We start from the raw sequence: 19,430 nt of genomic DNA on the forward strand, positions 1-19,430 counted from the left end.
TCCACCGCGGCACCGGCCGATGAGACTCCGAGGAGGGGATGCCTGCCCATGGGGTTCTCGTGGATGCGACGACGGACGGTCGCGAGGGGCGCGGCGGCCGCGTTGGCGATCGGCCTGGCTCTCCTCGCGGGTCTCGCCGTGTTCAGCACCCACGGATCGGCGCGCGCGATGGCCGCGATCGCCGAGAACGAGCAGACCAGCCAGGAGTGGAACCAGGTCTACCTGAAAGTCAGTATCGAATACGAACAGCTGGTCGATTTCCTGCGTGCCGACAGCGCGGTCGGACGACAGCCGCTGATCTCGTCGATCGGCTCGGCCGAACCCAATCTGCGCTGGCTGACCGCGAACGGCGCCCAGGCCGACGTGCTCCAGGCGCGCGCGCTGCAGAACACCTACGGCGGCTACAGCTACACGCTGCGCACGCTCGTCGACGCCGACCGGCGCGGGGACCGGGCCGAGGTGCTGCTCGACGCCGAGCAGGCCGCGCTGAGCGCGTCGGCGCTGCGCAAACAGGCGGCGGTGAACATCGCGCGCAACGGTCTGGAGGCGAGCACGTCGCTCCGGGACGCGCAGCGCACGAACGACCGGGCCCTGGTCGCGGTCGAGGTGATCTCGGCGATCGACCTCGTGCTCGTCGGGCTCTGCACGCTGGTGCTGCTCGCCTACCAGCGCGGCACCGAACGGCAGGCCGACGAGAGCCGGTATCGCGCCTCCCACGACGGCCTGACCGGCGTCGCGAACCGCGGGCTGCTCAACGAACGGATGGACGCGGTGCTCTCCCGCTGCGAGCCGACCGACGGGGTCGCGCTGCTGCTGGTCGACCTCAACCGCTTCAAGGAGGTCAACGACACGCTCGGGCACCACGCCGGCGACGAGCTGCTCAAGGAGGTCGCGGCCCGGCTGTCGCAGGCGGCCCGCCGGCACGACCTGGTGGCGCGCCTCGGCGGGGACGAGTTCGCCGTGCTGATTCCCGGCGTCCCCGACAACCGCACCGCGACCGAGATCGGCGAACGCTTCCACGTGGCGCTCTGCGGCCCGATGGTGGTCGAGGGCGTCATGGTCGACGTGTCGGGCAGCGTCGGGATCTCGCGCTTCCCGCGGCCGAGCGCGAACGCGGTCGAACTCCTGCAGCACGCGGACATCGCGATGTACCTGGCCAAGCGGGGCGGGTACGGCGTCGCGTTCTACCGCCAGGACGCCGACACCCACTCGTCCGAGCGGTTGTCGGCGGTGGCGGAGCTGCGGGAGGCGATCGAGCGCGGCGACCTGACCGTGCACTACCAGCCGCTCGTCCGCTCCTCGACGCACGAGTTGCACGGGGTGGAGGCGCTGGTGCGGTGGCCGCACCCGCAGCGCGGACTGCTGCTGCCGGCCGAGTTCATGCCGATCGTCGAGGAGAACGACCTGATCCCGGCGCTGACCGACCTGGTGGTCGACCGGGCACTGGCGCAGCACCGGGCCTGGGCCGACGACGGGCTCGACCTGCCGGTGGCGGTGAACGTCGGGGCGGCCTGCCTGCTGGACCCGGAGTTCCCGTCCCGGGTACGCGCGCTGATCGAGCGGCACCGGGTGGCGCCGGGACGTCTCACCGCGGAGATCACCGAGAGCGGCGTGCTGGTGGACGCGGCGCGGGCGTCCGCGGTGCTGGACGATCTGCGCGGCCTGGGCGTCCGGCTGTCGATCGACGACTTCGGGGCCGGGATCTCGGCGATGGAGCACCTGCAGTCGATGCCGCTGGACGAGCTGAAGATCGACCGGACGATCACCGCGCAGATCCCGCACGCCCAGCGCGGCCGGGCGATCGTGGCCGCGCTGATCGAGCTGGGCCACGCGCTGCGGCTCGAGGTGGTGGTCGAGGGGGTCGAGGACGCGGCGACGTGCGCGGCCGTCGACACGCTCGGCGCGGATCTGCTGCAGGGCTACGCGTTCAGCCGTCCGCTGCCACCCGACGAACTCGCCGACTGGGCCAGGGCGTCGGACCCGACGCGGGTGGCGGTGCCTTCGGGCCAGACGACGGTGAGCGGGTCGCACAGCGGTGTTCCGGAAGCGCCGGTGCCGATCGGGCCCTGAGTTACGTAAGCTGGCCACACCTACCGGATCCATGGGCTGGGCGGTGTTGTCATGACGCACGCACTCGATCCGACGTTCTACCGCACGGCGGCCGACGCGGCGGCGGCTCCCGTCGAAGAGCTCGCGTACGTGGCGGTCTTCGACCGGGCCGCCCGGCAGCGCGACGCGATGACCGTCGTCGACGTCGATCCCTCGTCACCCGGGTACGGCCGGGTCGTGGGCTGGTCCGAGGTGCCGAACCTCGGCGACGAGCTGCACCACTTCGGCTGGAACGCCTGCTCCAGCGCGCTGAAGCACGAGGGTCACGACATGCACGGCCTGGCCCGCCGCAACCTGCTGGTGCCGGGCCTGCGGTCGTCGAACCTGTACGTCTTCGACGTCGCCGCCGACCCCCGCGCGCCCGAGCTGGTCAAGACCGTCGACGCGCAGCAGCTGGCCGAGAAGGCCGGGTACTCCCGGCCGCACACCCTGCACTGCGGTCCGGACGGCGTGTTCCTCACCTGCCTGGGTGGTCCCCCGACGATCCGGACGGCCCCGGCGGCATCGCGCTGCTCGACCACAACACGTTCGACGTCGTCCGGAAGTGGGAGACCGACCGCGGGCCGCAGCACTTCCACTACGACGCCTGGTGGCACCTCAACCAGAACGTCCTCGTCTCCAGCGAGTGGGGCAGCCCGTCGATGATCGAGGACGGCGTCGTCCCGGAGCTGCTGCTCGGGGGCGGATACGGGCACGCCCTGCACTTCTGGGACCTCGCCGAAGGCCGTCACCTGCAGCGCGTCGACCTGGGTGCGGACCAGCAGATGGTGCTGGAGGTCCGGCCGTCGCACGACCCGGAGGCGACCTGGGGGTTCGTCGGGGTCGTGGTGTCCACGGCCGACCTGTCGGCGTCGGTCTGGCGCTGGTTCCGCGACGGCGACGAGTTCAGGGTCGAGAAGGTCATCACGATTCCCGCGGAACCGGCCGACGCGGAGCTGCTGCCGCCCGCGCTGAAGCCGTTCGGTGCCGTTCCGCCGCTGGTCACCGACATCGACCTGTCGGTCGACGACAAGTTTCTCTACGTCTCGTGCTGGGCCACCGGCGAGCTCAAGCAGTTCAACGTCAGCGACCCCGCGCACCCGGTCGAGACCGGCTCGATCCACCTCGGCGGTATCGTCCGGCGCACGCCGCACCCGGCCCGGCCCGATCTGCCGCTCTCCGGCGGCCCGCAGATGGTCGAGGTCAGCCGCGACGGACGCCGCGTCTACTTCACCAATTCCCTCTACGGCGCGTGGGACGACCAGTTCTGTCCGGACGGTGTCGGCGCCTGGATGGTCACGCTCGACGCCGACCCGGCCGGCGGCCTGAGCATCGACGAATCGTTCTTCCCGCACGGCGACGACTTCCGCGGCCGGCGCGTCCACCAGATCCGCCTCCAGGGCGGCGACGCCTCGTCCGACTCGTACTGCTACCGCTAGCGACCGGTCCGCGAGCACGAGCGCGAAGCCACCGCCGCGCGCACCAGGGGGTGAACCGACACCCGGTCACCGTGCCGTTCGACCAGCGAGTGCCGCCGGAGCGCGCCGATCACCTCGAGCAGCGCCGCCCGTGACAGCCCGGGCCTGCCCGGCCGGCCGGGCAGGCCCGTCGTCGGTACGCGGCCCCGGGCGGCCAGGTACCGCAGCACCGCCTCCGCGCGAGGTTCGTCGGCGACCACCCGATCGAGCGCGCGACGCAACGGGGCCGCCGGCTCGTCGTCCTCCCCCTGGTCCAGCAGACCCAGATACCCGGCGACGCTCTCGCCGGTGCGGTCGCAGAACGCGGCGGCCCGCTCCAGCGCGAGCGGCAGATCGCCGAGCCGCTCGGCGAGACGCTCCAGCGACGGGCCGGTGCGCCCGGTCCGGCGCCGCAGCAGCGCGACCGACTCGGCCCGCCGGAGCACGGGTACCACCACCGGCGTCGCGTGCCGGCGCCAGTCGGCTCGCCGGGACGTGATCAGCACCTGGCCGGAGGTCCGGGGTGGGAGCCAGCGGGCGATCGGGCCGAAGTCCTCGACGTCGTCGACGACCAGCAACCACCCCGGGCGGCGAGCCAGCGTGCGCCGGAACGCGAGCCGAGTGGCGTCCAGATCGTCGTCGTCGGCCGCACCCAGGCGCGCGGCCAGCGCCGACAGCGAGGCGTCGGCGGACGCGGCCGGACACCACCAGACCACCTCGCTGTCGCTGGCCTGCGCGTACTCCAGCGCGAGCCGGGTCTTGCCGACGCCGGGCAGGCCGTGCAGTGCGATCACCCCGGCGGGGTGGGCACGCAAGCGGCCGAGCAGTTGCTCGCGGCCGACGAACTCCCCGTCGGCCGTCGGCAGGTTCCAGATCTCCGGGCGCGGGGCGGACGTCCAGGCCAGCCGTCCGTCCTGCGCGAGGATGCGCTCGTAGAGCGCGGCCAGCTCGGGGCTGGGCCGCTGACCCAGCTCGTCGGCCAGCCGTCGCCGCAGGTCGTGGAACACGTCCATCGCGTGCGACTGGCGTCCGCAGCGGTACAGCGCGAGGACGAGCAGCGCGGTGGCCGGCTCGTGCAGCGGGTTCCGGGCGACGAGGAGCTCCAGGTCGGCGAGGAGTTCCCGGTGGTGGCCCAGCGTGAGCCGCGCCTCGGCGAGCTCCGTGCGGGCGGTCAGGCACTGCAGGTCGAGGCGGCGGCGCTCGTCGTCGAACGGCGTGCCGGTCAGGTCGCCGAGCAACGGTCCGCGGACGAGCGCCACCGCGTCGCTGAGCATCGGGACCGCCACGGCGGGCGCGTCGGTCCGCAGGGCCGCGCGGCCGTCGGCGAGCAGCCGGTCGAAGCGGCAGAGGTCGATGCGGTCGGGCGGGCAGTGGAGCGTGTAGGTACCGGTGCCGGGGCGGATCGTCGCACCGATCGGGGCCAGCGCCCGGCGGAGCCGGGACACCACCGGGTAGAGCGGCTGGTCGCCCGTCCGGTCCGGCCGGCCGGACCGGACGGCCTCGGTCAGCGTGTCGACGGTGACCGGCCTGCCCGCGGCCAGGACGAGTGCGCCGAGCAGGCGTTCCTGCTGACCGCGGGCGACCGGGACCGAACGGCCCGCGTGCGTGATCTCCACGGTGCCGAACACGCGTATCCCCTCGGACATCCGGCACCTCCCCCCGCTCCAGTGTCGGCTCCCGGCCGCCGGTGCGCCTCCGTGCGAGCACTGACTTGCAAGCCCGCGGCAAGGCAGCGGCAAGCCACGACCCGGACCGTTCCCCGGACATCGCTCCAGAAGGGATCCCCGATGACGAACCCCGCCGCGGACGAACTGCCCGCCGTCGACGACCTCGCGGTCTACGTCGACGACCCGTCCGTGTCCGACGACCCGGCCCAGGAAGCACCGGCCTCCGACAACTCGCTGCGCGCCGAAGACGGCGAGCAGGACTTCGACTTCACCGAGGAGCAGACATGAGCGGCACCGCCCAGGACCTCCTGACGGTCGCTCGCGCCGAGATCGGCGTCCGGGAGGTGGGCGGCGGATCGCAGGGCAACCGGCAGAAGTACTCGGCCCCGCTGGGCTTTCCGGTCACCGAGTGGTGCGCGATCTTCGTCAGCTGGTGCCTGCACCAGGCGAAGGTCCCGAAGGCGTACGCGTCGACCCGGGTGACGCTCTTCGCCCGCCACTACGCCGCCGAGGGCCGGTTCGTGAAGACGCCCCGCCCGGGCGACCTGGCCTGCTTCGACTGGGAGCGGGACGGGGCCTACAACCACATCGGGATCGTCGAGAAAGTGCTCCCGGACGGGCGGATCCAGACGATCGAGGGCAACACCAACCCGGGCAACGGCCAGGACGGTGTGTACCGGATGGTGCGGTCGCCGAAGTTCGTCAAGGGCTACTGCCGGCCGGGGTACGCGGCGGCCGGACCGGCGGTGCGGGAGTACGTCGTCCGGAGCGGCGACACCCTCTCCGGCATCGCGAGGCGGTTCGCGACGACCACGCAGGCGCTGCTGAGGCTCAACCCGGCGATCGCCGACCCCGACCTCATCCACGTCGGCCAGCACGTTCGCCTTCGCTGAGAAACTGTTCGGGAAGGAAGGCAACGCCGGCCGGGCCGCGGCCCTCTTAGTGGTGACACCGCGGCGGCAACCGGAGGACACATTGTGAACGACCGGCCGGACGAGGCATTCAGGCAGTACGTGGAGGAGCACTTACCCGCGCTCCACCGCCTCGCTTACCTGCTCTGCCGTGATCGGCACCACGCTGACGACCTGGTGCAGGACGCGCTGGTCAAGCTGTACCTGAAGTGGGACCGCGCCAGCACCGCCACCCACCTGCACGCCTACGCGCGCACCACGCTGGTGCGCACGTTCCTCAGCGAACGCCGCACCAACTGGGCGCGCCGGGTGGTGCTGGTCGACCGGTTCGCCGACGAACCCGCCGCGAACGATCCCGATGGCGCGTCGGTCGTCGCCGTACGCCGGGCGCTGGTCGCGCTGCCACCGCGCCAGCGCGCGGTGATCGCGCTGCGTTACTACTCCGACCTCTCGGTCGAGGAAACCGGCGAGACGCTGGGGTGCTCGGCCGGCACGGTCAAGAGCCAGACCGCGAAAGGTCTGGCCACCCTCCGCCGTGCGCTCCCCGAAGTCGAGCCGGGCGACGCCACTACGACCCGGACGAGGAGTTGACCATGGACGAGTCCCGGACTCGGGCGCTACTGACCAGGGTGGTGTCCGAAGCACCCCCGCCGGCCGCGGTCGACATCGACCGCATCATCGAGCTCGCACGGGCCCGCGAACGCGATCGCGCCCGATGGGTGATCGCGGCGGCCGCCGCCGTGGCCGTCGTCGTGACCCTGGCGGTGACCGCCCTGACGCTCGGCAACAGCGCAGACCGGGCCGCACCGCCGGCCGGCCCGATGAAGCTGCCGATCCAGAAGCTGCCCGCGGAGAATCCGCACGCCAACATCCCGGTGCCCAGCTCCGTCCCGGCCCGGTTCGACCTGCTGCGCAGCGAGCTGCTGGTCAGCGGCGTGCCCGACGAGCTGAGCGAGCGCGGCACCCAGGTACGGTTCACCACCCTCGGGTTCTACGCAATCGGACGCAGCACTAGCTCGAAGGACGTCTCGATCACGATGGGAGCCCGCAACGCGAAGCTGAACCGCGAAGTGGGCAACAAGATCGTCAAGTCCGTCCCGGGCCCGAGCATCAACGGCCACCCGTCGACGTGGAACCGATGGGACGGCGAATTCGGCTGGCAGCTGCTCTGGAACTGGGCCGCGGACGCCCCGGCGCAGGTCACCATCCGCGGCTTCCCCGATCCGGAGCAACTGGCGGCGAAGATCGCGGCGGCGGTGCGGGTCAACTTCACCGGTCACGCCCGGCTGCCGTTCTCGGTGCGCTCGCCGGAAGGCGGGCTGCTGAGCGAGTTCCAGGCAACCGTCGAGCTCAGCGGAAGGGGCCGGGAGCCGTCCGCGACCACGGCGTTCGCCGGGCCGGGCCGGGGGTTCATCAGCATCAACACGAACCCGCTCGGCACCGGCATCGGGAAGCCGGACTCGACCTACGAAGACCGGCCCGCCCGGATCTCGTCGATACCGTCGATCAACGACGGCACCTTCACGACGATGATCGTGGCCGCCGGCGACCTCAAGGTGACCGGCACCTGCAACTACACCCCGAATCCGACGATCACGCTCGAAGACTTCAAGAAGCTCTGCCTGTCGACGACCGCCAGCGTCCAGCGGGTGGGCAACTTCGAGAACGCCTCCGACTGGCCGATCTTCACCCCGCGCTGATCACCGCACCACTCCGTAGGAGGCCCAGATGAGTGGAAGGGGGCTGGACGAGATCCGGCTTCCGCCGCGGAGCGAGACGCGGCGCCACTCGTCCAGGCACTCGAGCCGGAGCTCGCGCAGCACCGCGCTCATCGGCACCGCGCTCATCGGCACCGGCCGGGTCGCGGCCCGCGCGGACTCCGGCGGCGCCGCGAGGAGGTTCGCGGCCGGGTTGCCGACCGAGAGGGCCACCCGCCGCGGACCGGTTTCGCGCGGCTCCGGCGCGAGTCCCGCACCGCCGTCGGCGTCCGGAACGTCAGTCCGACACGCTGGACGAGACGGACGGTGGCCGCCGTCGGAGCGCTGACCGGCCGGATCGCCGCACTCAGCTCCGGCGGGACGCTGAACAAGATGCGGAGCGGTTCGTCGTCCGCGCGTCCGCCGGCGATCTCCTTGACGTAGTCCGGGATCAGCCGGGCGAGCCGCGCCGTGATGTCGGTTCACGTCCGGCCGCCATCGCCGCCGGCGCGAGCCCGCAGCCCTCCGGCCGACGCCGGCCGGCGCGGGCCGATCCCGGCCGACGCTGGCCGGCACGAGCCGTCCCGGCCGACGCATGACGGCACGAGCCGTCCCGGCCGACCCTGGCCGGCACGAGCCTTCCCGGCCGACGCATGACGGCGGGCCGGTCCCCCGGCCGACACTTGACGCACAGGCCGGCCCCCGGCCGACACGGGACGGGCCGGTCTCCCGGCCTAATACTGCAACGGCATTCGGCACGGGACCGGCCGGTCCGGCGTCCGGGTCGTGTGACGGGGGTCCCATGATCTGGACTCCGTCTCGTCGACTGGGACGACACACCTGATCCACACCCCGACACGCCCAACCCCACATGTCCCGGCCTGCTCACGACTACGCCGACGCCACCAAGCCCATGCGAAGAACGCCCACTACCAGCGAAGACGGCAGCTGTCTAACGAAACGCTGCTGCAGTACTAAGCTTGACGGCACGCGCCGGTGCCCTGGCCGACGCTCGATGACGCGGACCGGTCCCCGGCCAACAGTCGGCGGCGCAGGCCGGTCCCCCGGCCGACGCTTGACGACAATAGGCGGGCCCCGGCCGACGCTGGATGGCACAGCGCAGCCCCCGGCCGACCCTCGGCAACGCAAACCGGTCCCCGACCGACGCATGACGACACAGGCCAGTCCCCGGCCGACGCCGGACAGCACAGGCCAGTCCCCGACCGACCCTCGGCAACGCAAACCGGTCCCGGGGCCGAGAGGACGGCACAGCACCTTCCCCGGCCGAGGGGACGACGCGGACCGGTCCCCGGCCAACGCTTGACGGCACGGGCTGGTCCCCGGCCGATGCTTGACGGCGCAGGCCCTCCCCAGCAGACACTTGACCGCGCAGCGCAGTCCCCTGGCCGACACTCGACGACATGTCACAGCCCCCAACCGACGCCAGTCGGCGCACCCCAGCCCCCAGCCGACGCCAGTCGGCACACTCCAGCCCCCGGCCGACGGCATAATCCCCCGGCCAACCCTTGGCGGCGCAGGGCCGTCCCCCGGCGGGCGGCGCAACCGGCCGGTGCATCGAGGGCGAGCCGCCGTACGGTCGCGGCCCTACCGGCGGATCGTCGAACGCGGAACGATCGGCGTGGCAGCGGACCCGGAGGAGTGGGCGGGCCTCCGGTCGTGGAGACCCGCCCGGCGTCGCTACAGCAGGGACCAGACGATGACCGTCATGGCGAAGCCGACGACCGAGAGGATGGTCTCCAGGACCGTCCAGGTGGCGAGGGTCTGCTTCACGGTCATGTTGAAGTAGCGCGAGATGATCCAGAACCCGCCGTCGTTGACGTGGCTCGCGATGATCGAGCCCGCACTGATCGCGATGACCAGCACCGCGAGCTGCGCCGGCGAGTAGTTCTCGTTCTGCACCAGCGGCGCGACGATGCCGCCGGTGGTGACGAGCGCAACCGTCGCCGAGCCCTGGGCCAGCCTCAGCGCGCACGAGATCAGGTACGCCAGCGCGATGATCGGCAGACCGGCGTCCTTGAGCGTGCCGGCGAGCGCGTCGCCGACCCCGGTTGCCGAGATGACCTTGCCGAAAAACGCGCCGGCCCCGACGACCAGCAGGATCATGCCGACCGGGCGCAGCGCCGCGGTCGTGACCTCGGAGAGCTCGGCGACCGAGCTACCGCGCCGCACGCCGAGCAGCCAGAACGCGAGCAGTGTGGCGATCGTGAGCGCGACGGCAGGGTTGCCGAGGAACGTCAGCACCTGCAGCAGCCGGCTCGGGTCCAGCCAGACCGTCCCGAACGTCGCCCCGAGAATGAGCACCAGCGGCACCAGGATGATGCCCAGCACCGTGCCCAGCCCCACCGGCGCGCGACCGGCGGTACCGGCCGGCGCGGGAGCGGCGGCACCGGCCGGCGCCGGGCTGATCGGCGCGGCCGACCCACCGGTACCGCGGCCCTCGGCCGCGCTCACCGTCGACGCCGAACCGTCGGGCTCGTCCGCCCCGGAACCGTCGCCGGCCTCGGAACCCACACCGCCGCCGCTGCCCGCGACGCCGCCACCTGCACCGCCGCTGCCCGCGCCGCCGCCGCCCGCGCCTACCGTGGCCGGCTCGCGGACCGTGGTCTCGGCCTCGACCATTTCTTCCGGCACCGTGATCATGATCCGGCGCCCGATCCACATCGGCCAGGCGATGCCCGCCGCCGCGAAGGCCGGAAGCCCGCAGATCAGACCCATCAGGATCACCCAGCCCAGGCTCACCCCGAGCAGCCCGGCCGCAGCCGTCGGCCCCGGGTGCGGCGGCAGGAACGCGTGCGTCATCGACAGGCCCGCCACCATCGGCAGCGCGTACAGCACCAGCGAACGCCGGCCGCGGAGCGCGGCGATGTAGACCAGCGGCGCCAGCACGAAGATGCCGATGTCGAAGAACACCGGGATGCCGAAGATCAGCCCGGCCAGCCCCATCGCGACCGGCGCACCCCGCTCACCGAACCGCCCGGTGAGCTTCTCGACCAGCACGTCGGCGCCCCCGGACCGCTCCAGGATGCCGCCGAGCACCGTGCCCAGCCCGACGATGACCGCGATGTGCCCGAGGATCCCGCCGAACCCGGTCTCCAGCACCGAATCCGACGCTTTCAGCGCGGTGCCGACGATCTGCGACACCGGCAGCCCGGCCGCCAGCGCCAGCAGGAACCCCGCGATCAGCAGCGAGATGAACGGCTCGAGCTTCACGACGATGATCAGCGCGAGCAGTACAGCGATGGCGGCCGCGCATAACAGCAGCAGACCCCCGGTGGAGTCTTGTAACCAACTCACATCAGACCTCCGGTGAACTCGGTGGCGCGTCGGGTGATGCCGGGCCAGTCAGCCGCGCTGACCACGTCGGGTGGGACGACACCCGTCCCGGCGGTGACGGCGGCCGCACCCGCCGCCAGGTACTCGGCCGCGTTCTCCGCGGTCACACCCCCCGAGGGCACGAGCCGCACCGAGGGGTACGGCCCGTGCAGATCACGCAGATAGCGAGGCCCGAACGCCGAGGCCGGGAACACCTTCACCGCCGCCGCACCGAGCGACGACGCCGTGTACACCTCGGTCGGCGTCAACGCGCCCATCAGGAACGGAACCCGTGCCTCGCGGGCCACCGAAGCGACCGCGGGCACCACCCCCGGCGTGACCAGGAACCGCGCCCCCGCGTCGATCGCGGAACGGGCGTCGGACTCGGTCAGCACGGTTCCCACGCCCACCACCACGTCTGGTACCGACGCCGCCACCGCGAGGTGCCGCAGCACGTCCGGGGTCGTGAACGTCAGCTCCACCGTCCGGATCCCACCCGCGGCGAGCGCCCCGCACAGCGCCACCGCGTCCGGGAGTACCGGCGCGCGCACGACGCACACGACCCGGTCGGCGAACATCATCGACAGCCCGGTCATCGCAACGACCGTCCCGGCAGCGCAGAGGTCCGCCGCCCGTCGTCGATCACTCGCACACCGTCCACGAAGACGTACGGGATGCCGACCGCGGGCCGGCGGGGATCGTCGAACGTGGCGCCGGCCGCGACCGTCGCCGGATCGAACAACACCAGGTCGGCCACCGCGCCCACGTTCAGCACGCCGCGGTCGGCGAGCCCGAGCCGGGCCGCGGGGCGCCCGGTCATCCGGGCCACGCACTCTTCCAGCCCGAGGACCCCCTCCTCCCGCGCGTAGTGGCCGAGGTACCGCGGGAACGTCCCCCACGCCCGCGGATGCGGGCGCCCTCCGACCAGCAGCCCGTCGCTGCCGACCAGGTGCCTCGGGTGCCGCATGATCCGGCGGACGTTCGGCTCGTGGCCGACGTGCTGCAGGATCGTGGTGCCCAGGCGATCGCGGCGGAGCACGTCGGCGAAGACCTCGAACGGGTCGCGGCCGGACTGCGTGGCCAGCGAGGCGATCGTGGAGCCGACGATCTCGGACAGCTCCGGGTTGCGGACGCCGGAGATCTGCAGCGTGTCCCACTCGGCGATCACCCCGTGGCAGCCGTCGGAGCCGGTGACCTCGAGGTGCTCGCGGATGCGCGCGAGCGCGGCCGGATCGCTCAGCCGGGCCAGGGTCGCCTCCGGGCCACCGGTCGCGGACCAGCTCGGCAGCACCGCCGCCAGCGTCGTCGAGCCGGGCAGGTAGGGGTAGGTGTCGAGCGTGACGTCGATGCCGTCGGCCAGCGCCGCGTCGACCAGCGCGAGCAGCTCACCGGCGCGGCCGCGGTTGACCGAGAAGTTCATCGTCGCGTGCGTGAGGTGCAGGGCGACGCCGCTCCGGCGGGCGACCTCGACCATCTCGGCGTACGCCTCGATCGCGCCCTTCCCGTAGGAGCGCTGGTGCGGCGCGTAGAAGCCGCCGTGCTCCGCGACGACACGGCAGAGCGCCACGAGCTCGTCGGTGTCGGCGAACATGCCCGGCACGTAGGTGAGGCCGCTCGACAGACCGGCCGCGCCCTCTTCGAGCCCTTCGCGCACGAGCGCGGTCATCCGGCCGAGCTCGTCCGGCGTCGCCGGCCGGTCTTCCGTTCCGACGACCATCATGCGGACGCTGCCCTGCGGCACGAGGTAGGCGACGTTGACGGCCGCCCCGGCGTCGACCGCGTCGAGATAGCCGCCGACGGAGCGCCAGGGGATGTCGTCGGGGACGCCGTTCCACCCGGCCAGTTGCTCGCGGAGGATCGGCAGCGTGGTGTCGTCGATCGGGGCGTAGCTCAGGCCGTCTTGCCCGACGACCTCGGTGGTGACGCCCTGGGTGGTCTTGGCCAGGTGCTCGGGGTCGAAGACGACCGCGAGGTCGGAGTGGGCGTGCATGTCGATGAAGCCGGGAGCGAGAACGAGCCCGTCGGCGGCCAGCTCGGACGTGGCCGAGCTGACTTCGCCGAGCTCGGTGATCCGGCCGTTCTCGATGAGCGCGTCGCCGCGGTAGCCGGGGGCTCCGGTGCCGTCGATGATCGTGGCGCCCCGGATGGCCGTGCTCATCCGAACACCGTGCGGACCAGATCGACGACGACCGGCTGCGGCGCGTGGGCGTCGTCGATCACCGGGAGCAGGCGCCACTTGTCGAACGTGGTGCAGGGGTGGGAGAGGCCGAGACGGAGGACGTCACCCACCCGGACGTTCTCGGCGTCGCCGGTGAGGCGGAGGAACGTGTGCTGGTCGGCGAGGGCGGTGACCTCGACGTTCTCCAGCGCTTCGGTGGGGGCGGTGCCGTTGCGGCGGATCGCCTGCACCTCGGGGAGGCCCTCGTCGAACGGGAGGTCGCGCTTGCCGCCGTCGGCGAGTGCGAGGCCGGGCTCGGGACGGGAGATCACCCGGACCCAGCCGTGGAGCGCGGCCCGGAACGACGGACCGGCGGCCCGGTTGGACGGAGTGATGTCGCGGTAGAAGCCGTCGTCGTGGGCAACGTACGCACCGGAGCGGACGACGACCCGGGTGCGCGGCGGGTCGTGCAGGGGCGCGAGCACCTCGGCGACGACGTCGAAGTAGGCGCTGCCGCCGGCGGTGAGGATGAGCTCGCCGTCGTGCTCGCGACGCAGGGCGGTGTGCAGTGCGGCCAGTTGGGACAGGTAACCGCGGACCGTCTCCAGGCTCGCGGGCGAGGCGTCGTGGGCCAGCGCGCCTTCGTATCCGGCGGTACCGGCCAGGCGGAGGCCCTTCGTCGTGGACACCGCACGGGCGGTGTCGAGCGCCGCCTCGATCGACCGGGCACCGGTGCGGCCGCCGGGCGCACCGAGATCGACGAGGACGTCGATCGGCTGGGCGGCGTCGGCGACGTGCGGCGCCATCGCTTCGACGACGTCGACGCCGTCGGCCCAGACCAGTACCCGGGCCGTGCGGGGGGCACCCAGCAGGCGCAGTACGTCCGGGACGAGGACCGGATAGGCGGCCAGCACGCACGGCACGCCTTCGGACAGCGCGAACGCGAGCTGCCAGGGCGTCGCGACCGTGATGCCCCAGGCGCCGTCGTCGAGCTGGGAGCGCCAGAGCGACGGGGCCATCGTGGTCTTGCCGTGCGGAGCGAGATCGACGCCCGTTCGCTCGGCCCACTGCGCCAGCGCGGCGCGGTTGTTCGACAGCGCCCCGGCGTCCAGCGTGACCAGCGGGGTCGGCAGCGTGGCCAGCCCCGGTTCGCCGGCGACGAAATCGGCGCCGGTGCGCCCCCAGGCGCTGGCCGGGACCGCCTTCTGCTCCGGACCCAGCAGCCCGACCTTCTCCGCGTCGTAACGCACCCTGCGCCTCCCTGCGTTGCGCTCCATGCAATGGGCGTTGCACATTGAGTGGGACCGTTTTAGCATCGGCGCATGCGGAAGGCAACGGGTCGGGGCAAACCGATCGTCTGTGTCGGCGAAGCGATGGCGGTCCTGACCCCGGCGCGAGACGTTCCGTTGCGCGACGCGTCGGAGTTCGTCCGGACGATCGGCGGGGCCGAGCTCAACGTCGCGCTGACGCTGGCCGGGCTGGGCGTGTCCGCGGCCTGGCTGTCCCGGCTCGGCGACGACGGGTTCGGCCAGCACGTGCTGGCGGTCGCGTCGGCCGCCGGTGTCGACGTGGGTGCGGTCGAGAGCGACGGCACCCGCCCGACCGGCCTGTACGTGAAGGCGCCGGGCACCGCGGTCGACGGCTCGCGCCGCTCCGCGATGCTGTACTACCGCGACGGGTCGGCGGCGTCCGCGCTCTCCCCCGCGTACCTGAGCCGCCCGGCGGTCGCGTCCGCACTGGCCGCGGCCGGGGTCGTCCACGTCAGCGGCATCACGCCGGGCCTCTCCGACGACGCGGCGGCGTTCTGCGACGCGCTGCCTGCCGCCTGCCCGGACGCGGTGCTCACCGTCGACCTGAACTACCGCCCTGCCCTCTGGCGCGAGCGCGACGACGCGGCCCTCCGCCGCCTGCTGGCCGCCGCCGACGAGGTCCTGCTCGGCGCCGACGAGGCCCTCACCGTCTTCGGCACCACCGATCCCGGCGAGCTGCGCCGCGCGCTGCCCCACGCCGGCCGCATCCTGCTCAAACAGGAGCAGCACGGGGTGCGCGTGATCGACGCCGAATCACAGCACGTACCGGCCCTCACCGTCGACGTCGTCGAGCCGGTCGGCGCCGGTGACGCGTTCGCGGCCGGCTACCTCGCCGGGCGGTGGCACGACCTCGACGTGCGGTCGGCGGTCGTGCTGGGGCACCGCTGTGCGGCGGCCGCACTGGTGGTCCGGCAGGATCGACCGGTGACGCTGCCCGCCTGGGAGGATCTCGCCGGATGAGCCAGTCAGTTGCCAGGGCGCTCTCCCTGCTCGATCGCGTGGCCGGCGGCACCGCGACGCTCGGCGAGCTGGCCGCCGCCGAGGGCGTGCACAAGAGCACGGTGCTGCGGCTGCTCCGCGTCCTGGAGGAGGAGGGGTTCGTCCATCACGACGGCGAGCACCGGTACGTGCTCGGCCCGCACCTGTTCCGGCTGGCCCAGCAGGCGCTCGACTCGTTCGACGTCCGGGTCGTGGCGATGCCCCGGCTCAAGGCGCTCCGCGACGAGATCGCGCAGACCGTGCACCTCGCGGTCCTCGACGGTGCGGTCGCGATCTACGTCGACAAGCTGGAGCCGCGCGAAATGCCGGTCCGGATGGCGTCCCGAATCGGGAAGACCGCGGCGCTGCACAGCACCGCGGTCGGAAAGGTCCTGCTCGCGGGTCTTGATCCGGCCGAGCGGGACGAGGTGATCGCCGACCTGGTCTATCAGCGGTTCACCGACCGGACGCCGGGCGGCCCCGAGGAACTCCGCATCGAGGTCGCACACGCCGTCGAGCACGGGTGGGCCGAAGATCACGCCGAGAACGAGACGTTCATCAACTGCGTCGGCGCCCCGATCCGCGGCGCCGACGGCCGGACGCTGGCCGCGGTCTCGGTGTCCGTGCCGGACGTGCTTCTGCCGTACGAGGGTGTGCTCGATCTGGTGCCCGCCCTGCTCGAAGCGACGACTGACATTTCCCGCGAGTGTGGATACCGAGTCTGAGGAGACGCATGCGTACCGCGATCAGCACCGACCGGGCCCCGGCCCCCGCGCACACGTTCGCGCAGGGCGTCCGGAAAGGACCGATGCTGCAGGTGTCCGGCCAGGGGCCGGTCGACCCGGCCACGAACGAGTACCTCCACCCCGGCGACGTCGCCAAACAGACCGAGCAGACGCTGCGCAACGTCGAGGCGATCCTCACGGCGGGCGGCGCGAGCTTCGACGACGTGATCATGCTGCGCGTCTACCTCACCGACCGGGCCCACTTCGCCACGATGAACGAGGCCTACGGCGAGTTCGTGTCGTCGCGGGTCACCTCCGGCGTGCTGCCGGCCCGCACCACGGTCATGACCGGCCTCCCTCGTGAGGAGATGCTCGTCGAGATCGACGCCCTCGCCGTCGTCGAATAGCTCACGCACTCGGCCGGATCAAGGAAAGGCGGCACCGTCGTCTCCGAAGGGCCGGGTCGTGACGCTCACCTGGCGGAGGTAGAACTCGCCGCTCATTTGACCGGGAGGCACGCTCTGCCACCGGGAAAACCTGCCGTCGGTGCCGACGCGGATGACGAGCACCTGATTCTGCGTCGGCCCTCCCCACAATGCGAGCACCGTTTCCAGGTCCGACTCGTCCCAGGCGGCAGCGCCGTATCGGGGGCAGCGCCCGGCCGCGACCTGGAATCCGTACACGGTTCCGTCAGGGGCATCACCGGAAAGCGCGAGCACGTCTTGCGGGGGCCGCCAAGTCCCACTCGGCAGCATCTGCACCAGGCGCCAGATCCGGTACTTTCCCCCGGCGGCGGCGGTGAAGAAGATGCTGACTCCGTTCGGCTGAGCAACGAGTGCCGCGCTACTCACCGGGCCGAATCTCACACCCGTCGCCTGCTCGACATCCACCCAGGGAGATACCGCCCGGAAACGGCTGAACGCCACCCCGTTGCCGTCGTGCGCCGTGCCCCAATCACTGGCCACACTGTGGAAGAGATGACCATTACTCACCACGATCAGGTGTAATTGGCGAGTGGTCAGGTCGTCCCCGATCTGGCGCATGGCGCAATGCGTGATGTCGCCCCACGGCGTGGAGTCACCGGCTCCGGCGACCGGAGGCGCCGGAGGGTTTCGCGGCGGCGGCCCGCCCAGCGGAGACGGCGGGGGCGGCCGGAAGTACCGGTCTCCGTAGAGAAGATCCTGAATGCGGGTAGCGGAGCCGGCGGTGCCACGAGCGGCGTTCGGCGCGGCCGCCTCCAGCAACCACGTGGTCCGCGCTCTGGTGTCTTGCGTTCGGCCTCCCGCGCAGGCGAACACCTGCGGATTCGCGTCGCCGACCGTCATCAGATGGGGGACGTAGAACGCCGCGGTCTCCGGCGTATCGAGCTCGACGCCGCCGTTGTGTGCGGTACCGCTGCCGACCGGCCCGCTCCAGACGCCCATCGCGTCCTGCGTATGAATGAACCAAGCACTGCCGAGGGTGTCGTCCGGGCCGGGATCCGCATGCCGGGTCGCCGGCGTGGCCTGGCCCCGGAAGACGACGGGCGAGCCCGGAATGTGTTGCCATACTTCGCTGACGTCGTACGTGTCGGGAATTCCTGAAGCGCTGAATCCGATCCCCGGATTCCCTCGCGGACCGGACATCGGCCTACATGGCGTGAAGTGCGAGCCGTTGTCGGGTGAAATCGCATCGGAAACGAAGACGCGACCATTCCAGCCCACGACGCGTTGGTCGCCGACGGCGCAAAGGATTGTGCAGGCCGGATGAATCGCCAACGCTGACCCCCGACAACAAACGTGTAGCGCGGATTGATCGGAGCGTAGCTTCCGGGTAATTATTCGGTCGGCTCGTATCCGCGTCAAGCAAACGGAACCCGGCCGTTGTCCGCTGCCCGCGTGGTCGGCGGGCAGGCGTCCGGCTAACTGGGACGGGGCGCCGCCGAACGGTCGAGGACCAGGTCACGCGCGGCGGAGAGCCCGGACGCGAGAGCACCGAGCAGGACGGCGTCGCCGCCGAGGGTGGAAACCTCGATCCGGGGCGGATCCAGCGCGACGAGGTGCCCGAGGCGGTCGAGCAGCGGGCCGGTCAGCAGGTCGCCGGCGTGGCTGCCGACGCCGCCACCCAGCACGACGAGTTCCGGGTCCAGCACGGCGGCGATCCCGGCGACGGCCCGGCTGAGGTGATCGACCTCCAGGTCGACCGCGCGCAGCGCGGCCTCGTGTCCGGCCCTGGCCGCGTCGAGGACGTCCTTCGCGGTGGCCGGGGTCGTCAGCCCGAACCGTTCCGCGGTCGCGACCAGACCGGCGGCCGAGGCGACCGACTCGAACATGCCCCGGCCGTGGACGCCCGGCTGCCGGAGCAGTGGGTCGCCCTCGCCGATCGGCAGGTAACCGATCTCGCCCGCCGCGCCGCGGAAACCGCGGTAGAGCTTGCCGTCGATGACGATGCCCATGCCCATGCCGGTGCCGATGGAGAGGTAGACGAAGTGCCGGACGTCGCGGCCCAGGCCGTAGGTGGCCTCGCCGACCGCGGCGAGGTCGACGTCGTTCTCGACCAGGTACGCCGGACCGGCCAGGTCGGCCAGCCGGTCCACGCTGTTCGGCTGCTCCCAGCCCGGCAGGTTGGGCGCCAGGTGCAGGGAGCCGTTGGCCTTGTCGTGGATGCCGGGCGTGCCGAAGACCGCGAGCGTGACGTCGCCGCGGGTGATGCCCGCGGTGGCGGTGAGTTCGTCGGCGAGCCGGGTGAGCTGGGCGACCAGGTCGTCGGTGCCGGGACCGCGGGACGGGTCCTCCGCGCGGGCCAGGACGTCGCCGACCAGGTCGGCCAGCGACATGCGCACGTACTCGCGTCCGATGTCGACCGCGAGGACGTAACCGGCCTCGGGCCGCACCTCGTACAGCAGCGCGGAGCGACCGGCCGGTCCGGAACGCAAGCCGACCTGGCGTAGCAGGCCCGCGCCCTCCAGGTTGCTCAGCGCCAGCGCGACCGTCGGTTTCGACAGCCCGGTCACCTGCGCCAACTCGGGCCGGGACGCCGTCCCGAGACGGAAGACCGCGGCGAACACGGCTCGCTCGTTGATGACCCGGAGAACTGTCGTCGTACTCGCGGTCGCAGTGCTCTGCAC

16 protein-coding genes and 1 pseudogene are annotated in these 19,430 nt (G+C 72.2%); 9 read left to right on the forward strand and 8 right to left on the reverse strand.

Annotated elements, in window-relative coordinates:
• Positions 1-63 precede the first annotated feature (63 nt).
• Together ACIBZJ_RS11125 and ACIBZJ_RS11130 are read left to right on the forward strand one after the other, a co-directional pair.
• Positions 64-2,070, forward strand: a complete 2,007-nt coding sequence (locus ACIBZJ_RS11125) for a putative bifunctional diguanylate cyclase/phosphodiesterase (protein ID WP_395928099.1) — start codon at positions 64-66, stop codon at positions 2,068-2,070.
• Positions 2,071-2,121: 51 nt separating this feature from the next.
• Positions 2,122-3,527: pseudogene (locus ACIBZJ_RS11130) on the forward strand (selenium-binding protein SBP56-related protein).
• On the opposite strand, the gene ACIBZJ_RS11135 reads toward ACIBZJ_RS11130, so the two are convergent.
• On the reverse strand, positions 3,524-5,191 hold the full coding sequence (locus tag ACIBZJ_RS11135; protein WP_395928101.1) for a BTAD domain-containing putative transcriptional regulator: 1,668 nt from the start codon (positions 5,189-5,191) through the stop codon (positions 3,524-3,526). The pseudogene ACIBZJ_RS11130 and the gene ACIBZJ_RS11135 sit on opposite strands and share 4 nt — an antisense overlap.
• 141 nt (positions 5,192-5,332) lie before the next feature.
• Here ACIBZJ_RS11135 and ACIBZJ_RS11140 point away from each other — a divergent pair, with 141 nt between their 5' ends.
• The 4 genes from ACIBZJ_RS11140 (at position 5,333) to ACIBZJ_RS11155 (ending at position 7,823) form a co-directional block, all read left to right on the forward strand.
• A complete protein-coding gene (locus tag ACIBZJ_RS11140) occupies positions 5,333-5,500 on the forward strand; it encodes a hypothetical protein (protein WP_395928103.1) in 168 nt (55 codons plus the stop codon).
• On the forward strand, positions 5,497-6,105 hold the full coding sequence (locus ACIBZJ_RS11145; protein ID WP_395928105.1) for a CHAP domain-containing protein: 609 nt from the start codon (positions 5,497-5,499) through the stop codon (positions 6,103-6,105). Before ACIBZJ_RS11140 ends, ACIBZJ_RS11145 begins: the two co-directional genes overlap by 4 nt.
• Before the next feature lie 84 nt (positions 6,106-6,189).
• Positions 6,190-6,714, forward strand: coding sequence for a SigE family RNA polymerase sigma factor (locus tag ACIBZJ_RS11150; protein ID WP_395928108.1), 525 nt, complete (start codon positions 6,190-6,192; stop codon positions 6,712-6,714).
• Between the two features lie 2 nt (positions 6,715-6,716).
• Positions 6,717-7,823 carry a hypothetical protein gene (locus ACIBZJ_RS11155; RefSeq protein WP_395928111.1) on the forward strand — a complete coding sequence of 369 codons (1,107 nt, stop codon included), beginning with the start codon at positions 6,717-6,719 and terminating at the stop codon, positions 7,821-7,823.
• On the opposite strand, the gene ACIBZJ_RS11160 is transcribed toward ACIBZJ_RS11155, so the two are convergent.
• The 5 genes from ACIBZJ_RS11160 to ACIBZJ_RS11180 form a co-directional block, all read right to left on the reverse strand.
• Complete coding sequence (locus tag ACIBZJ_RS11160; RefSeq protein ID WP_395928113.1) at positions 7,824-8,054, reverse strand: hypothetical protein; 231 nt, start codon at positions 8,052-8,054, stop codon at positions 7,824-7,826.
• Between the two features lie 1,464 nt (positions 8,055-9,518).
• Positions 9,519-11,135 (reverse strand): GntP family permease, encoded by a 1,617-nt coding sequence (locus tag ACIBZJ_RS11165; RefSeq protein ID WP_395928115.1) that lies wholly within the window; start codon positions 11,133-11,135, stop codon positions 9,519-9,521.
• Positions 11,132-11,749, reverse strand: coding sequence for a bifunctional 4-hydroxy-2-oxoglutarate aldolase/2-dehydro-3-deoxy-phosphogluconate aldolase (locus ACIBZJ_RS11170; protein ID WP_395928117.1), 618 nt, complete (start codon positions 11,747-11,749; stop codon positions 11,132-11,134). Before ACIBZJ_RS11170 ends, ACIBZJ_RS11165 begins: the two co-directional genes overlap by 4 nt.
• On the reverse strand, positions 11,746-13,311 hold the full coding sequence (locus tag ACIBZJ_RS11175; RefSeq protein WP_395928118.1) for an amidohydrolase family protein: 1,566 nt from the start codon (positions 13,309-13,311) through the stop codon (positions 11,746-11,748). Before ACIBZJ_RS11175 ends, ACIBZJ_RS11170 begins: the two co-directional genes overlap by 4 nt.
• Positions 13,308-14,561, reverse strand: a complete 1,254-nt coding sequence (locus ACIBZJ_RS11180; RefSeq protein WP_395928120.1) for an amino acid deaminase — start codon at positions 14,559-14,561, stop codon at positions 13,308-13,310. Before ACIBZJ_RS11180 ends, ACIBZJ_RS11175 begins: the two co-directional genes overlap by 4 nt.
• 72 nt (positions 14,562-14,633) lie before the next feature.
• Here ACIBZJ_RS11180 and ACIBZJ_RS11185 point away from each other — a divergent pair, with 72 nt between their 5' ends.
• From ACIBZJ_RS11185 to ACIBZJ_RS11195, 3 genes are read left to right on the forward strand one after another with little or no spacing between them, the layout of a single operon-like run.
• Entirely contained in the window at positions 14,634-15,581 is a 948-nt protein-coding gene (locus ACIBZJ_RS11185) for a sugar kinase (protein ID WP_395928122.1), read from the forward strand.
• Positions 15,578-16,324 (forward strand): IclR family transcriptional regulator, encoded by a 747-nt coding sequence (locus tag ACIBZJ_RS11190; RefSeq protein ID WP_395928124.1) that lies wholly within the window; start codon positions 15,578-15,580, stop codon positions 16,322-16,324. Before ACIBZJ_RS11185 ends, ACIBZJ_RS11190 begins: the two co-directional genes overlap by 4 nt.
• A gap of 8 nt (positions 16,325-16,332) precedes the next feature.
• Positions 16,333-16,731, forward strand: coding sequence for a RidA family protein (locus ACIBZJ_RS11195; RefSeq protein WP_395928126.1), 399 nt, complete (start codon positions 16,333-16,335; stop codon positions 16,729-16,731).
• 18 nt (positions 16,732-16,749) lie between these two features.
• Here the strand turns inward: ACIBZJ_RS11195 and ACIBZJ_RS11200 are convergent, their stop codons facing one another.
• Both ACIBZJ_RS11200 and ACIBZJ_RS11205 read right to left on the reverse strand, forming a co-directional pair.
• Entirely contained in the window at positions 16,750-18,081 is a 1,332-nt protein-coding gene (locus ACIBZJ_RS11200; RefSeq protein WP_395928128.1) for a hypothetical protein, read from the reverse strand.
• Between the two features lie 143 nt (positions 18,082-18,224).
• On the reverse strand, positions 18,225-19,430 hold the full coding sequence (locus ACIBZJ_RS11205; protein WP_395928130.1) for an ROK family protein: 1,206 nt from the start codon (positions 19,428-19,430) through the stop codon (positions 18,225-18,227).

The sequence above is a fragment of the Cryptosporangium sp. NPDC051539 genome, assembly GCF_044454545.1.
Lineage (GTDB): Bacteria > Actinomycetota > Actinomycetes > Mycobacteriales > Cryptosporangiaceae > Cryptosporangium.

What these genes read in the sequence shown, in the direction of transcription:
- ACIBZJ_RS11125 (WP_395928099.1), top strand. Translation starts at nt 64, where the DNA reads ATGCGACGACGGACGGTCGCGAGGGGCGCGGCGGCCGCGTTGGCGATC.
- ACIBZJ_RS11135 (WP_395928101.1), bottom strand. Translation starts at nt 5,191, where the DNA reads ATGTCCGAGGGGATACGCGTGTTCGGCACCGTGGAGATCACGCACGCG.
- ACIBZJ_RS11140 (WP_395928103.1), top strand. Translation starts at nt 5,333, where the DNA reads ATGACGAACCCCGCCGCGGACGAACTGCCCGCCGTCGACGACCTCGCG.
- ACIBZJ_RS11145 (WP_395928105.1), top strand. Translation starts at nt 5,497, where the DNA reads ATGAGCGGCACCGCCCAGGACCTCCTGACGGTCGCTCGCGCCGAGATC.
- ACIBZJ_RS11155 (WP_395928111.1), top strand. Translation starts at nt 6,717, where the DNA reads ATGGACGAGTCCCGGACTCGGGCGCTACTGACCAGGGTGGTGTCCGAA.
- ACIBZJ_RS11170 (WP_395928117.1), bottom strand. Translation starts at nt 11,749, where the DNA reads ATGACCGGGCTGTCGATGATGTTCGCCGACCGGGTCGTGTGCGTCGTG.
- ACIBZJ_RS11175 (WP_395928118.1), bottom strand. Translation starts at nt 13,311, where the DNA reads ATGAGCACGGCCATCCGGGGCGCCACGATCATCGACGGCACCGGAGCC.
- ACIBZJ_RS11185 (WP_395928122.1), top strand. Translation starts at nt 14,634, where the DNA reads ATGCGGAAGGCAACGGGTCGGGGCAAACCGATCGTCTGTGTCGGCGAA.
- ACIBZJ_RS11190 (WP_395928124.1), top strand. Translation starts at nt 15,578, where the DNA reads ATGAGCCAGTCAGTTGCCAGGGCGCTCTCCCTGCTCGATCGCGTGGCC.
- ACIBZJ_RS11195 (WP_395928126.1), top strand. Translation starts at nt 16,333, where the DNA reads ATGCGTACCGCGATCAGCACCGACCGGGCCCCGGCCCCCGCGCACACG.